The organism is Ruegeria sp. O4 (assembly GCF_056535125.1).
This window is the reverse complement of sequence record NZ_JBQERO010000008.1, coordinates 40,151-53,790: the sequence shown is the minus strand read 5'-3', so window position 1 is coordinate 53,790 and position 13,640 is coordinate 40,151. Positions and strand designations below refer to the sequence as shown.

12 protein-coding genes are annotated in these 13,640 nt (G+C 56.2%); 8 read left to right on the top strand and 4 right to left on the bottom strand.

Annotated features, from left to right (window positions below; genetic code table 11):
• Genes ACR0J7_RS11190 through ACR0J7_RS11155 form a run of 8 tightly spaced genes read left to right on the top strand, consistent with a single transcriptional unit; the run spans position 1 to position 8,985 of the window.
• Entirely contained in the window at positions 1 to 849 is an 849-nt protein-coding gene (locus ACR0J7_RS11190; protein WP_480494216.1) for a carbohydrate ABC transporter permease, read from the top strand.
• Positions 846 to 2,186: an alpha-galactosidase gene (gene melA, locus ACR0J7_RS11185; protein WP_480914312.1), complete on the top strand. Its 1,341-nt coding sequence runs from the start codon at positions 846 to 848 to the stop codon at positions 2,184 to 2,186. The genes ACR0J7_RS11190 and melA overlap by 4 nt, the downstream gene beginning before the upstream one ends.
• Positions 2,187 to 2,244: 58 nt before the next feature.
• Positions 2,245 to 3,951 (top strand): IlvD/Edd family dehydratase, encoded by a 1,707-nt coding sequence (locus ACR0J7_RS11180; RefSeq protein WP_480773645.1) that lies wholly within the window; start codon positions 2,245 to 2,247, stop codon positions 3,949 to 3,951.
• Positions 3,951 to 4,715, top strand: a complete 765-nt coding sequence (locus ACR0J7_RS11175; RefSeq protein WP_267364972.1) for an SDR family NAD(P)-dependent oxidoreductase — start codon at positions 3,951 to 3,953, stop codon at positions 4,713 to 4,715. The genes ACR0J7_RS11180 and ACR0J7_RS11175 overlap by 1 nt, the downstream gene beginning before the upstream one ends.
• A 4-nt stretch (positions 4,716 to 4,719) precedes the next feature.
• Complete coding sequence (locus tag ACR0J7_RS11170; RefSeq protein ID WP_480773644.1) at positions 4,720 to 5,613, top strand: 2-dehydro-3-deoxygalactonokinase; 894 nt, start codon at positions 4,720 to 4,722, stop codon at positions 5,611 to 5,613.
• Complete coding sequence (locus ACR0J7_RS11165; RefSeq protein WP_480914310.1) at positions 5,610 to 6,215, top strand: 2-dehydro-3-deoxy-6-phosphogalactonate aldolase; 606 nt, start codon at positions 5,610 to 5,612, stop codon at positions 6,213 to 6,215. Before ACR0J7_RS11170 ends, ACR0J7_RS11165 begins: the two co-directional genes overlap by 4 nt.
• Complete coding sequence (locus ACR0J7_RS11160; protein WP_480914308.1) at positions 6,212 to 7,072, top strand: SMP-30/gluconolactonase/LRE family protein; 861 nt, start codon at positions 6,212 to 6,214, stop codon at positions 7,070 to 7,072. Before ACR0J7_RS11165 ends, ACR0J7_RS11160 begins: the two co-directional genes overlap by 4 nt.
• Positions 7,069 to 8,985 (top strand): beta-galactosidase, encoded by a 1,917-nt coding sequence (locus ACR0J7_RS11155; protein ID WP_480914306.1) that lies wholly within the window; start codon positions 7,069 to 7,071, stop codon positions 8,983 to 8,985. The genes ACR0J7_RS11160 and ACR0J7_RS11155 overlap by 4 nt, the downstream gene beginning before the upstream one ends.
• Before the next feature lie 43 nt (positions 8,986 to 9,028).
• Here the strand turns inward: ACR0J7_RS11155 and ACR0J7_RS11150 are convergent, their stop codons facing one another.
• The 4 genes from ACR0J7_RS11150 to ACR0J7_RS11135 form a co-directional block, all read right to left on the bottom strand.
• On the bottom strand, positions 9,029 to 10,297 hold the full coding sequence (locus ACR0J7_RS11150) for an ABC transporter permease (RefSeq protein ID WP_480588610.1): 1,269 nt from the start codon (positions 10,295 to 10,297) through the stop codon (positions 9,029 to 9,031).
• Entirely contained in the window at positions 10,294 to 11,214 is a 921-nt protein-coding gene (locus ACR0J7_RS11145) for an ABC transporter permease (protein ID WP_209597330.1), read from the bottom strand. Before ACR0J7_RS11145 ends, ACR0J7_RS11150 begins: the two co-directional genes overlap by 4 nt.
• Before the next feature lie 12 nt (positions 11,215 to 11,226).
• Positions 11,227 to 12,339, bottom strand: coding sequence for an ABC transporter ATP-binding protein (locus tag ACR0J7_RS11140; protein WP_480487392.1), 1,113 nt, complete (start codon positions 12,337 to 12,339; stop codon positions 11,227 to 11,229).
• A gap of 116 nt (positions 12,340 to 12,455) precedes the next feature.
• A complete protein-coding gene (locus ACR0J7_RS11135; RefSeq protein ID WP_209507630.1) occupies positions 12,456 to 13,580 on the bottom strand; it encodes an extracellular solute-binding protein in 1,125 nt (374 codons plus the stop codon).
• Positions 13,581 to 13,640 lie beyond the last annotated feature (60 nt).

Genomic DNA, 13,640 nt, shown 5'->3' with positions numbered 1-13,640 from the left:
ATGTTTCCCAAACCCATCGAAAAACAATCTCGCGCCGCGCAGATCACCTATCAGGCGATGCTGCCACTTGCCTTGTTGCTGTGGCTGGGCCCCCTACTCGCGGTGGCTCTGTTTTCGGTCAAACCAGCGGCGGATTTCACCAACGCCAACTATTGGGGCCTGCCTTCCAGTTTCGAGGGCGCCGTCAACTACGGGCTGGTATTCTTCAACTCTGACATGCCGCGATATTTGCTGAACTCTTTCATGATCACCATTCCTACGGTAATCGGTGCCGTTGCTCTCAGTTCCATGACCGGCTTTGCACTAGGCATCTACAAATTCAAATCGAACCTATGGATTTTCTTTATGTTCGTAGCCGGCAATTTCGTGCCATTCCAGATCCTGATGGTGCCTGTGCGCGACCTGACACTGGATTTAGGCCTCTACAACACAAAAACCGGCCTCGTCTTGTTCCACATCGCCTTCCAGACCGGCTTTTGCACATTGTTCATGCGCAACTTTATCCGGGCCCTGCCCTTTGAATTAATCGAGGCCGCGCGAGTCGAGGGTATCAGCGAATGGCGCATCTTCTGGTACGTGGTGCTGCCGTTGATGAAACCCGCAATAGCCGCACTCAGCGTGCTGATCTTTACCTTCATCTGGAACGATTACTTTTGGGCGGTCGTCCTGACACAGGGCGCGGAAAGCCAACCTGTCACGGCAGGCATCACCAGTTTCAACGCCCAGTTCCGCGCCGCCTACCAATTAATGAGCGCGGGCTCGATCGTAGCAGCGCTGCCGCCGGTTGCCATGTTCTTCCTGATGCAAAAGCACTTTATCGCGGGCCTGACCCTCGGAGCTGTAAAATGACAAAGATAACTTTTATCGGAGCAGGTTCCACGATCTTTATGCAGAACATCGTGGGGGATGTTCTGTTAACGCCTGCTCTGGCGGACAGTCATTTTGCGCTGATGGATATCGACCCCGTACGCTTGACGGAAAGCGAATCTGTAGCCCGCGCCATGGTCCGTTCGGTCCGGTCAAACGCGACAGTATCCACACATGCGGATCGACGCGCGGCACTTGATGGTGCCGATTTCGTTATCACTGCCTTTCAGATTGGCGGGTACCAGCCTTGTACCGTCACTGATTTTGAGATCCCCAAACAATACGGGCTGCGCCAGACCATCGCCGATACGCTGGGCGTGGGTGGCATCATGCGGGGGCTGCGCACTGTGCCGGTCTTGTGGGACGTAGCGCATGACATGATGCAGCTATGCCCTGATGCGACACTACTACAATACGTCAATCCGATGGCCATCAACACCTGGGCACTGGCCGAGAGATACCCGTCATTGAAGCAGGTCGGCCTGTGCCACTCGGTTCAGAACACGGTGGCGGAACTGGCACATGATTTGGACCTGTCAAAAGACGACATTCGCTACAAGGTCGCGGGCGTCAATCACGTCGCCTTCTTCCTGCGGCTTGAGCATCAGGGCCATGATTTATACCCCGCCCTTCGGCAAGGTTATGTCAGCGGCAGGATCCCCAAGGCACCGCTGCTGATGCCGCGCTGCCCCAACAAGGTGCGCTACGAAGTGATGGATCACCTTGGCTTTTTCTGCACCGAAAGTTCTGAGCATTTGGCAGAATACGTGCCATGGTTCATCAAAGACGGGCGGGCGGACCTGATCGAGAAATTCTCAATCCCACTCGATGAATACCCGACCCGCTGTGTGGAACAGATGAGCAACTGGAAAGAGCAGGCCAAAACCCTGACTGACGGGCGCGACATAGCCGTCACTCGCAGCCATGAGTTTGCGGCAGACATAATGAACGCAATCATCTCTGACACCGCCTACGTGGCCTATGGCAATCTGCCAAACACCGGCCAGATACCTCAGCTGCCTATGGGGGCCGCTGTCGAAACACCGTGTCTGGTTGATGCAAATGGCATTCAGCCTTCTGTCATCACAGACGTCCCACCGCAGCTGATCGCCCTTATGCGTACCCAGATCAACGTTCAGGAACTCACAGTCAGGGCATTGGTCGACCAGAACCCCGAGCATATCTATCATGCAGCCATGATGGACCCGCACACCGCCGCCGAACTGGACCTGCGCCAAATTCGAAATCTGGTGAACGACCTTCTGTCTGCCCATGCCGACTGGCTGCCAGATTGGTGCCACCCATCTCGCGCCGCTTGAATTTCACCTTTTTACAAATACTCAAATCCACCCAGACCTAAAAAAGCATCACAGAACAATGTCAAAACGCCGCTCACAGCATTGGTACGGGAAACTCGACAAGGATGGGTTCATCCATCGATCCTGGATGAAAAATCAGGGTTTTCCTGATCACGCCTTCGATGGGCGGCCAATCATCGGAATCTGCAACACATGGTCGGAGCTGACCCCTTGCAATTCCGGCCTGCGCGATCTGGCCGAAGGAGTAAAGCGCGGTGTGTGGGAGGCCGGGGGCTTTCCCGTCGAATTCCCGGTCATGTCGCTGGGCGAGACCCAGATGAAACCCACAGCCATGCTGTTTCGCAATCTGCTGGCCATGGATGTCGAAGAGTCGATCCGCGCATATGGCATTGACGGTGTGGTTCTGCTGGGCGGGTGCGACAAGACCACGCCGGGCCAATTGATGGGCGCAGCCTCGGTCGATCTGCCGTCGATCGTTGTCAGCTCCGGCCCTATGCTGAATGGAAAATATCGCGGTCAGGATATTGGCTCAGGAACCGATGTGTGGAAGTTCTCCGAGGCCGTGCGTGCCGGAGAGATGACCCTTCAGGATTTTATGAACGCGGAATCCGGGATGTCCCGCAGTGCCGGGGTTTGCATGACCATGGGGACAGCCAGCACCATGGCGTCTCTGGTCGAAGCGATGGGCATGAGCTTGCCCACCAATGCCGCCCTGCCCGCCGTTGACGCCCGCCGCATGGCCCTCGCCCATTTGACCGGCAAGCGGATTGTCGAAATGGTCGACGAAGACCTGAAACCATCGGACATTTTGACCAGGGAAGCCTTCGAGAATGCAATCCTCGCCAATGCGGCCGTTGGGGGATCGACCAATGCCGTTGTGCATCTACTGGCGCTCGCAGGTCGCGTAGGCGTTGACCTGACGCTCAAGGACTTTGAAATCGGATCAGAGATTCCCCTTCTGGTGAACTGCATGCCCTCGGGCACATACCTGATGGAAGATTTCTGTTACGCTGGCGGTGTTCCGGCTGTGTTGAGCGAACTCAAACCTTTCCTGCGACCGGCCAGAACGGTTCTGAACAAGGACATCTCGGCCCATTTCGAAGGCGCCGAATGTTTCAACCGCGATGTCATCCGCCCTTTCAACGATCCGGTGAAGCCCGCTGCTGGCCTTCGTGTTTTGCGCGGCAATCTTGCGCCCAACGGAGCCATCGTCAAACCTTCTGCCGCAACAGATGCCCTTCTTGAAACCGAGGGTGAGGCGTTCGTTTTCGAAAACATCGAAGACCTGAAAGCCAATATCGACCGGGATGATCTGCCGGTCACACCCAAAAGCATTCTGGTGCTCAAGGGATGTGGACCCAAGGGTTATCCCGGGATGCCCGAGGTAGGAAACATGCCGATTCCGGCCAGATTGGTGAAGGAAGGCGTTCGCGACATGATCCGTATCTCGGATGCCCGCATGTCCGGCACCGCCTATGGCACCGTCATCCTGCATGTCAGCCCTGAGGCACAGGCGGGTGGCACGCTGGCGTTGGTGAAAACCGGCGACCGCATCCGCGTATCTGCCAGCGCCGGCAAGCTTGAACTGTTGGTGGACGAAAAAGAATTGGACGCGCGCCGAGCCCAATGGAACCCAGACAAGCCGCATTATTCCCGCGGGTATGCCAAACTTTACGTCGATCACGTGCTGCAGGCCGATCAAGGGGCCGATCTGGATTTCCTCGTCGGCAAAGACACCCGCCTTGTGACCAGAGAGAGCCACTGATGACCCAAGCAGCGACATTTCATGACTTGAACGGGTCATCCGTCTATATCACCGGCGGAGGCTCGGGCGTGGGCGCAGCATTGACGGATGGGTTTCTGGCTCAGGGGGCCAATGTAGCTTTTATCGGCAGATCGGACGCCAGCGGTTTTGTCGAAGAGATGCGCGACAAACACGGCCGCGCACCTCTGTTCATGCAGGGTGACATGACCGACACCCAGCTTCTTCACACGACAATGGCCAAAGCCGCCAAAGCCCACGGCCCCCTGAACGTTTTGGTTAACAACGCGGCCAATGACCAACGCCATACACTTGAGGAAACCACGACCGAGTTCTGGGACTGGATGATCGAGGTAAACCTGAAAGCCTATTATTTCGCCTGTCAGGAAGCGGCCCGGCAAATGAAAGAAGGCGGCGTTATCATCAACTTCAGTTCGATCAGCTACATGATGGGCAATGCAGGCTATCCGATCTATACGACGTCAAATGCGGGCATTACAGGGATGACTCGGTCTTTGGCCCGCGAACTGGGACCAAAGAACATACGTGTGAATGCGCTGGCTCCCGGTTGGGTCTTGACGCAAAAACAACTGGATATGTGGGCGACGCCCGAAGATTTGGCCGCGCATTTGGATCGACAATGCCTGAAAGAACATTTGACGCCCGAAGACATGGTTGCACCGACATTGTTTCTTGCATCCAACGCCAGCCGGGCGATGACCGGTCAGTGTATGGCGGTTGATGGCGGCGTCGTGGTTTCAGGGTGACACAATGAATACTGACTGGATCGCCGTTGATTGGGGCACATCTCACCTGCGGGTCTGGGCCATGCAGGGGGCAACGGTTCTGGACTGCGCGCAGTCCGACAAAGGTATGGCACGTATCGGAACAGGCAGTTTCCAGACCGCCCTGTTGGACCTTGTTGAAAACTGGCTGAAGGATGGCCCCATCGATGTGATCGCCTGCGGTATGGTCGGTGCACGCCAAGGCTGGGTCGAAGCACCTTATTCTACCGTTCCGTCGCAGCCCTTGCCGCAAGTACCGGTCCGTGTTCCCAGCACAGACCCGCGCATCCGGGCCTTCGTCATACCCGGATTAAAGCAATTGACCCCGCCGGATGTGATGCGGGGCGAAGAAACACAAATCGCGGGATTTTTGGGAACTCGCCAGAACTGGGATGGTGTCCTCTGCCTTCCAGGAACCCATACGAAATGGGTTCAGGTCAGCGCAGGTGAAATCGTGAGCTTTCGGACGCTCATGACCGGAGAGCTTTTTGATTTGTTAAGTGCGCAATCTGTTCTGCGGCATTCTATAGGTGGAGGATGGGATGAAGATGCCTTTGCAGATGCTGTGGCGGATACATTGTCCAAACCCGAACAGTTGGCTGCGCGCCTGTTCGGCTTGCGGGCTGCAGACCTGCTGCACGATCAGGACAAAGACATCGCGCGCGCACGGCTGTCCGGACTGCTTATCGGTGCTGAATTGGCCGCCACTCGTCCATATTGGCTGGGCCAACAACTGGCTATCATCGGCGCAGAAGCCGTATCGCGGGTCTATGCGGCAGCGCTGAGACAACAGGGCGCTTTTGTTGAGACTGCAAACGCCACCGAAACAACCCTGGCCGGGCTGGCGCTGGCGCGCAACATGACAAGGCAAATCGCATGAGCCGCCCCATCATCGCCATTCTGCGTGGTCTGCAACCACAGGAAGCCGAGGCGGTTGGCAGAGTTATCATCGATGCAGGGATCGACCGGATCGAAGTTCCACTCAATTCGCCTGATCCGCTCGACAGCATTTCCATTCTGGCCGAAGCTTTCGAAGATCGCGCCCTGATTGGCGCTGGTACTGTATTGACGATTGATCAGGTGGACGCAGTTCGGAATGCCGGCGGCAAGCTGATCGTGTCACCCAATTATGATGCTGATGTGATCAAACAGTCTGTGGCGTTGGGGATGCAAAGCTGGCCGGGCGTTTACACGCCGACCGAAGCGTTTGCCGCTCTCAAAGCAGGGGCCACAGGATTAAAGCTGTTTCCTGGTGTCATGGCTGGCCCTTTAGGGCTCACAGCACTCCGACCCGTATTACCCAAGGAAACACGCGTCTTTGCCGTCGGCGGTGCCGGGCCTGAAAATTTCGACCAATGGATCAAAGCCGGAGCGGATGGATTCGGGATTGGATCAGCGCTGTACAAACCTGGCATGGATACAGTCGAAGTCGCAGAACGCGCGGGGCAAATCGTGGCAGCCTTTGACAAGGCGGCAGGATGAGTACGGTCTTTGACGACCGCCCATGCGCGTTGGGCGAAGGTCCGCTATGGCACCCCGCTCGGCAACAGCTTTTCTGGTTCGACATTCTCAACAAACGCATGATGACGCGCGAAGGCGAACATCAGATAAGCTGGGATTTCGATGAACATGTGTCTGCCGCAGGCTGGGTGGATCGTGACACATTGCTTTTGGCGTCAGAAACGGGTCTTTGGCAGTTTGACTTGAAGTCCGGGCATCGAGCGCTGGTCACGCCGCTTGAGGCAGACAACCTAATCACCCGCTCGAATGACGGTCGCGCTGATCCTTGGGGCGGTTTCTGGATCGGCACGATGGGCAAACAGGCTGAATCCGGGGCCGGATCAATCTATCGGTTCTGGAAAGGTACACTCAGATGTCTCGTGCCGGGTGTGACGATTTCTAATGCAATCTGTTTTGCACCGGATCGATCCGTGGCCTATTTCTGTGACACGACGGTCAGGCAGGTCAGGCGCTGGAGCTTGAATGCAGAAAGCGGATGGCCCGAAGGGGAAAGCACGGTATTTCTGGACCTACGCAAAGAAGGCCTGAACCCGGATGGTGCGGTGGTTGATGCCGACGGCAACATCTGGGTCGCGCAATGGGGGATTGGACGTGTCGCGGCCTACACGCCCGAAGGTCAATTCCTGAAGGCCATTTCCTTCGACGCGTCACATACGTCCTGCCCGGCCTTTGGTGGCGACGGCTTGGGCACGCTGTTCTGCACCTCGGCACGGCAGGGGTTGAGCAACGCAGATATTGAATCCCAACCCACCAACGGCATGACCTTTGCAATGCCAAACGCGGGGCGAGGGCAGGCAGAACACAGGATCATATTATGAAGCCGGAACTTGGTGTGTGTTACTACCCTGAACACTGGCCCGAGGCGATGTGGGCGGAAGATGCCGCGCGCATGGTGGACACTGGCATCTCGTGGGTGCGCATAGGAGAGTTCGCCTGGAGCCGGCTGGAGCCCCACCCCGGAACCCTGCAATTCGAATGGCTGGACCTTGCGGTTGAAACACTTGGCGAGGCGGGATTGAAAGTCGTGCTTGGCACACCAACAGCAACGCCACCGCGTTGGATGCTGGACAAACATCCGGACATGCTGGCTGTGGATGCACATGGAAACACACGCAAATTCGGGTCACGGCGACATTATTGCTTTAGCCACCAGGGTTATGTCGATGAATGTGTCCGTATCGCAAGGGTCCTGGGGAAGCGCTATGGTCACAACCCGTATGTGGCGGCATGGCAGATCGATAATGAGTATGGGTGCCACGACACAACCGTCAGCTATAGTACCCCGGCTCTGAACGCATTCAGGCGCTGGCTGGCTGTTCAATACAGTTCCATAGAACAGCTGAACAAGGCCTGGGGAAACGTGTTCTGGTCGATGGAGTACAGTAGCTTCGATGAGGTTGATTTACCCAATCAAACTGTAACCGAGCCTAACCCCGCTCATGTACTGGCATTCCGTCGGTTCAGTTCAGATCAGGTTGTGGCATTCAACAAAGCTCAGGTCGATGTATTGCGACCTTTGACCGGTGCGCCGCTGTTGCATAACTACATGGGCCGTATTCTGGATTTCGACCATTTCGAGGTTGGTGCGGATCTGGATATTGCGACTTGGGACAGTTATCCGATCGGATTTCTATCGGACCGATTGGAAGATGACGAAGCCCACAAAACCGCCTTTCTTCAGCAAGGCGATCCGGACATGCAGGCGTTTCACCATGATCTTTACCGGGCAGTGGGCCGTGGCCGATGGTGGGTGATGGAACAACAACCCGGTCCGGTGAATTGGGCGCCCTATAACCCGGCACCCCTGCCCGGAATGGTACGGTTGTGGTCGCTTGAGGCTGTCGCCCACGGTGCTGAGGTTGTGAGCTACTTTCGATGGCGCCAAACCCCCTTTGCACAGGAACAGATGCACGCGGGTTTGCTGACACCGGACAATCGCCCTGCCCCTGCCTTGCACGAGGCCCGTCAGACAGCGGATGAGCTATATACATTGGGCGAGGTGCATCAGGCACCATCCAAGGTTGCCATACTGTTTGATTACCCCTCGGACTGGGCCTGGACATCGCTACCGCAAGGAGCAGGCTTTGATTATTTCCGGTTGGTCTTCTCAGCTTATCGTGCATTGCGCCGTGCGGGGTTGTCGATTGATTTCGTTTCGTCCAATGACCTGTCCGCGCATTATGCACTGATCCTTGCCCCCGGACTGGCAACGATTGACCCGGATTTGGAGCGTAGGTTAACGGACAACTCGGATCTGGCCATCCTAGGCCCGCGCAGCGGCGCAATTACCCGTGATTTCCAGATCCCCGCCGCTGGTCGACCTAGCCTGAAAGGGTTGGACTGCAACGTGGATTTGGTCGAAACACTGCCCCCCGCTGTCAACCGGACGGTCCGAGGCGGCGGCGCGGCACAGCATTGGATTGATCGCCTTTCAGGGTCAGCCGAAGAAATTCTGAGGTTTGAAGACGGAGCGCCTGCGCTTATGGCAGGGGACGGGCTTTGGTATCTTGCAGGCTTCCCAAACGAAACATTATGGGATCGAGTCGTCGGCTTGGCTGCGGAAGAAACGGGATTGAGCCTGAAGCCAATGCCGCGAGGACTGCGACTACGTGAGACAGCCGACCACATGTTCCTGATCAACTATAACGCTGAACCGGTGGTCTGGAACGGGTCTACCATCGGCGGTTGTGATGTGAAAATCCTGAAGCGCAATCTGCCCGGACAGAATTGAATCCTGTCCGGGCAGATGCGTTGGTTGCCGCTTGGCACAGCGATTAGTCGCTTTTCAGGCTGTTGGGGTCAAACACCCCTCCGAAACCGCTGTTGTTGGATGGCTCACTCTCGGATTCGGAAGCACCTTCGTTGCTTTCATTCTCGCTGCCATCCAGCGAGTTCGGAGCGAAGACATTACCAAAACCGCTGTTATTCGACGGCTTTGGCGCGGTTTGGGCATCACCCTGCCCGGCTTTTTCCGCCTCCTGCTGTTTGCGGCGTTCCTCACGCTGCTTGCGCAGCTCCTGAATGCGTTGTTCCGCTTCCAGCTGCTTTTGCTCGCGAACATCGGCAATGCATTGCGCCGGACTGTAGGTCGCCGCTGTGCCAATAACGGTGATCGTTACAACCGCAAATGCGACCAACAACACGGCGGCCATGTTACCGGCAAAGAAACTTGGCAGCTTGATCTTGCCAGCCAGTTCCTCGACCGTTGCGTTCTTACGCGCCGCTGCCACCAGTTCCTGACGTTTAAGCTTGGCTTCGTTCAACAGAGCGAAGAAAACCGTCAGCGCAACGATAATGAATGCCAGCGCCGAGATCGCGGGTGTGATGCCGTAGCGGACCTTCTGAGCCAGCTCAATCGTCAGCGTCGGGTATTCACCAAAGGTGAAAGTGGTGGTGTTGTAGTTCTCGAACGAGGCCAAGAATGCCAGCACCGCTGCCGAGGCGATTGCAGGGCGCATGAAGGGCAGCAGGATCTTGCGGAAAGCCTGTGCATGGCTGGCCCCAAGGTCCAGTGCCGCCTCGGTCAAGGCAACATCGTACCGTTGCAACCGCGCCACTAGCACCAGCATGCAGTAACTGGCGATGAAGGTGGATTGGCCGATCACCGTCAGGAAGATGCCGTTTGACAGAAAGCTGTCTGCACCCAGCCCCAGCATCCGGTTGATCCGGTCCCAGAAGACCAGCGTCGAGATACCAAGTACCACACCGGGGATCAGGATCGGTGCGATGATGACAGTATAGTAGGTCGCGCGAAGCTTCGGCCAGATCTGGGTCAGCATCAGCGCGCCTGCCAAACCCATCGCCACGGACAGGATCACTGTGCCAATTCCGATGATCAGCGAGTTCTTGATACCGTTTAGGATGCGCTGATCCTGAAACAGTTCGCCAAACCACTGGAATGTCAGACATTCCCATGGGCTCATACGGGGGAAGCCGGACGAGTTGAACGCGGTGATCGACATGATCACAAGCGGGCCCAGCAGATACAGGAAGAAGATCGCCAGATAGACCCAGATGCTTATACGGAGGAAGGAATTGTTCATTTCCCGATATCCCCCATGTTCACTTTGAAAAGGCGCATCATGGCCAGCACGAACAGAATACAAGTGACCAGCAGAACGATTGCGTAGGCGGCGCCCTGTGGCCAGTCGTTGTTGTCATTGAACTGCTGATAGATCAGTTGGGTGAACCACAAACTGGACGGCCCGCCCAGAATTTGCGGCGCAGCCAACGCACCGGCGGACAACATGAAGACCATGGTACAGCCCGAGCTGATCCCCGGCTTGGCATAAGGAATGACCACACGCCAATGTATCCGCCACCAAGGCGCCCCAAGGTCGCGTGCTGCTTCGATCTGGTTTTTGTCCAGACTTTCAATCACGTTATACATCGGGAAAATCATCAGCAGAATGTACGCGTATCCCAGACCCGCATAGAGCGCGATGTCATTGCGAATGAAGTCGAACGGCGTATCCCAGATGCCCAACCCCGTGAACAACGTGTTCAACACACCTGTTTCCCCAAAGATGATGCGTAGCGCAAAGGCGCGCAGGATTTCGTTGATCCAGTAAGGGATGATCAGCATGATCGCAAAGATACGAATATGGCTACCTTCGGCCTGACCCAGGTAATAGGCAATCGGATAGCAGATGATCAGGTTGAAAACCGTCACAAAAACCGCAGCCACAAGAGTTCGGAAAAACACCCTCAGATCAACGGTGTTGTAGTCCTGACTGCCGCCTTCGGGGCCATAAATCAGATATTTGTAGTTCTCTAGCGTATATACGTCTTTGGGTCCGCCGATCTCTGGCGGCGGCAGGTTCGGACGGAACGAGAAGTCCAACATCGACAGCTGCGGAAGGATGATCAGGCCGATGGTCCAGAACAGAACCAGACCCAGGATCGCCACTCCCATGCCGGTGCCGTTGCGATTGAAGAAGTCTTTCAGAAACTGGGGCATGAGTTTTTCCCCTTATTCTGCAGCCAGTTCACCCGCAGGAACGATGACGGCATTATGCGTCTTGTATTCCAACGTGATGTTCTGTCCGGTGTGGTCCTCGAAGGATTGTCCATGGTTCGGGATCGACACCTTGATCTCTTTTCCACCTTCACCTTCGGTAAAGATGTTGAAGACGTTGCCTTCGAATTCTTCGTGGTTGACCCGCGCGGTAACAAAATGGTCACCCGAAGCCCCCTCGGGCGCAATGGCGAAGGCTTCGGGACGAATGAACATCATCGCACTATCGCCTTCTTTCATCTTGCCTTGGTTGGCGGTCGATATCCGTGCAACCAGGTCGCCCGAGCGGTTGGTCGAGATCAGCGCCTCGTTGCCCATGACCTGTTTGATCTTGCCACGGAAAACGTTGTTTTCGCCGACAAATGAGGCCGCGAAAGCCGTGTTGGGATCGTTGTAGATGGTTTTACCGTCGGCAATCTGGTCAATCACACCTGCACGCATGACGGCGATATTGTCTGACATGGTCAGTGCCTCGCCCTGGTCGTGTGTGATGTAGATAAAGGTAATGCCCACCCGCTGCTGTATCTCACGCAGTTCCGTTCGCATGTGCTGGCGCAGTTTGAGGTCAAGTGCCGACAAAGGTTCATCAAGAAGCAGAACATCCGGCTCGGCGCAAAGGGCGCGAGCGATGGCCACTCGCTGACGCTGACCCCCAGACAATTCGCTGGGAAGTTTGTCGCCTTGCCCCGGCAGCGCGATCATGTCCAAAAGCTCATCAGCGCGCTTGCGCCGTTCGGCGCTGCTGGCACCTTTGATTTCCATCGAGAACGTGATGTTCTCCCAGACCTTCATCAAGGGAAACAACGCCAGGTTCTGAAAGATCAGAGCAGTGGGGCGTTTGTTAGGTCCGATGCCCCGCATGTTCTTGCCGCCGATCAGGACATTGCCTTCGCTAGGCTCGAGAAAGCCGGAAACAGCCCTTAAGATCGTTGTTTTTCCGCAACCCGAGGGCCCGAGGAACGAAAAGAAATCGCCCCCGTTTATATTGACGTTTGCATCGCGCACGGCGACGAAGTCACCGAAGCGGATCCACAGGTTTTCCAGATCGACTCCGACCCCTGCACTCATTTTTGGTATCTCCCTGAGGTGCGTGCTGTCACCACACCACATAGCTTTCCGTTACGCCGGAGCGGCGCACAGATTGTTGCCCCCCGCAGAACGCGAGGGGCATGGTTTCAGATCGCTTATGCGCTCTTGAACTTGTTGACGAACTCGGTCCGCGTTTCAGCATACCACGGTGCTTCGGCCGGCCACGGGTTGAGGTTGGCCAGCGAGTCGCCCGGATAGGCCTCGGCAAAGTTCTTCTTGTAGGTGTCGCCAGAATACTGGTCAGCCCCCAGAACAGGAGAGTTGTACCCGTGGCTGTCGATGGCAACACCGGCAGGTTTGGCCTGATAGGCGAAGTCGATGAAGGCATAGATCTGGTCGATATTCGCCGCACCAGATGGAATCGACATCCCGTCAACCCATGCCATCGCCCCTTCGATAGGCGCCTGATAGTGCACCGGTTCACCAGCCGATTTCAGTGCCAGTGGCGGACCGTCCCAGGTCTGACCGACAACAACACCTTCGTTCAGAAGGCCGTTCTTCTGCGTGTCGGCGTCGTTCCAGATCAGCTTGATGCGATCCTTACGTGCAATGCACCAGTCGGTGATCTGTCCCCAGACCTTGCGCATGGTTTCTTCATCGCCATATGCGGCCCAGACCGAACCCGGCTCCATCTCGCCGGAACGCTCCATGTAAAGACCAGCGCCAAGCATCATAGAATGCGCGCGGCCCATGGTCTTGCCTGCGTTTTCTTCCGACCAGACGTCGCCATAGGATGGTGCATCCCCAGCCGGCAGCCACAAGTCGGTGCGGTATGCAATGCCTTCGGTGCCCCAGATATGCGGCAACCAGTGAACCCCGGCGCCGCCAAAGTTCCAAGCATCCGTACCGATTTTGGCCATGGCAGGGTTCACCAGGTCGACCGGAACCTTGTTCATGTCAAAGGGCTGCAACAACTCCAGCGGCTCCCACTGCAACGAGCGGTTGTTGGTTGGCGAGACGATGTCAAAGCCCTGACCTTTGGTCGCCTTCATCTTGTTGATGATTTCTTCGTTTGAGCCGATCCCGGTGTAGTTCACCTTGATGCCAGTAAGGGTCTCAAACTCTTCGATAAAGCTGGGCGGCAGATAATCCGACCACATCAGTATGTTGATTTCACCCGACGAAGCCAGTGCGCTCTTGCTGTAAAGAGGCGCGGCAAGTGCTGCGGCACCCGCTCCTTTCAAAACAGTGCGTCTGGAAAGTGATGACTTGGTAACCATAGTGTTCTCCCGTTGTTGGACTCGTTTTTTGTTTTCTATTCATAGGACTTTCTGCGCCCA

Bases quoted from the DNA above. Each gene is read 5' to 3' on its own strand.
- ACR0J7_RS11190 (WP_480494216.1), top strand. From the start codon at position 1: ATGTTTCCCAAACCCATCGAAAAACAATCTCGCGCCGCGCAGATCACC.
- melA (WP_480914312.1), top strand. From the start codon at position 846: ATGACAAAGATAACTTTTATCGGAGCAGGTTCCACGATCTTTATGCAG.
- ACR0J7_RS11180 (WP_480773645.1), top strand. From the start codon at position 2,245: ATGTCAAAACGCCGCTCACAGCATTGGTACGGGAAACTCGACAAGGAT.
- ACR0J7_RS11175 (WP_267364972.1), top strand. From the start codon at position 3,951: ATGACCCAAGCAGCGACATTTCATGACTTGAACGGGTCATCCGTCTAT.
- ACR0J7_RS11170 (WP_480773644.1), top strand. From the start codon at position 4,720: ATGAATACTGACTGGATCGCCGTTGATTGGGGCACATCTCACCTGCGG.
- ACR0J7_RS11165 (WP_480914310.1), top strand. From the start codon at position 5,610: ATGAGCCGCCCCATCATCGCCATTCTGCGTGGTCTGCAACCACAGGAA.
- ACR0J7_RS11160 (WP_480914308.1), top strand. From the start codon at position 6,212: ATGAGTACGGTCTTTGACGACCGCCCATGCGCGTTGGGCGAAGGTCCG.
- ACR0J7_RS11155 (WP_480914306.1), top strand. From the start codon at position 7,069: ATGAAGCCGGAACTTGGTGTGTGTTACTACCCTGAACACTGGCCCGAG.
- ACR0J7_RS11150 (WP_480588610.1), bottom strand. From the start codon at position 10,297: ATGAACAATTCCTTCCTCCGTATAAGCATCTGGGTCTATCTGGCGATC.
- ACR0J7_RS11145 (WP_209597330.1), bottom strand. From the start codon at position 11,214: ATGCCCCAGTTTCTGAAAGACTTCTTCAATCGCAACGGCACCGGCATG.
- ACR0J7_RS11140 (WP_480487392.1), bottom strand. From the start codon at position 12,339: ATGAGTGCAGGGGTCGGAGTCGATCTGGAAAACCTGTGGATCCGCTTC.
- ACR0J7_RS11135 (WP_209507630.1), bottom strand. From the start codon at position 13,580: ATGGTTACCAAGTCATCACTTTCCAGACGCACTGTTTTGAAAGGAGCG.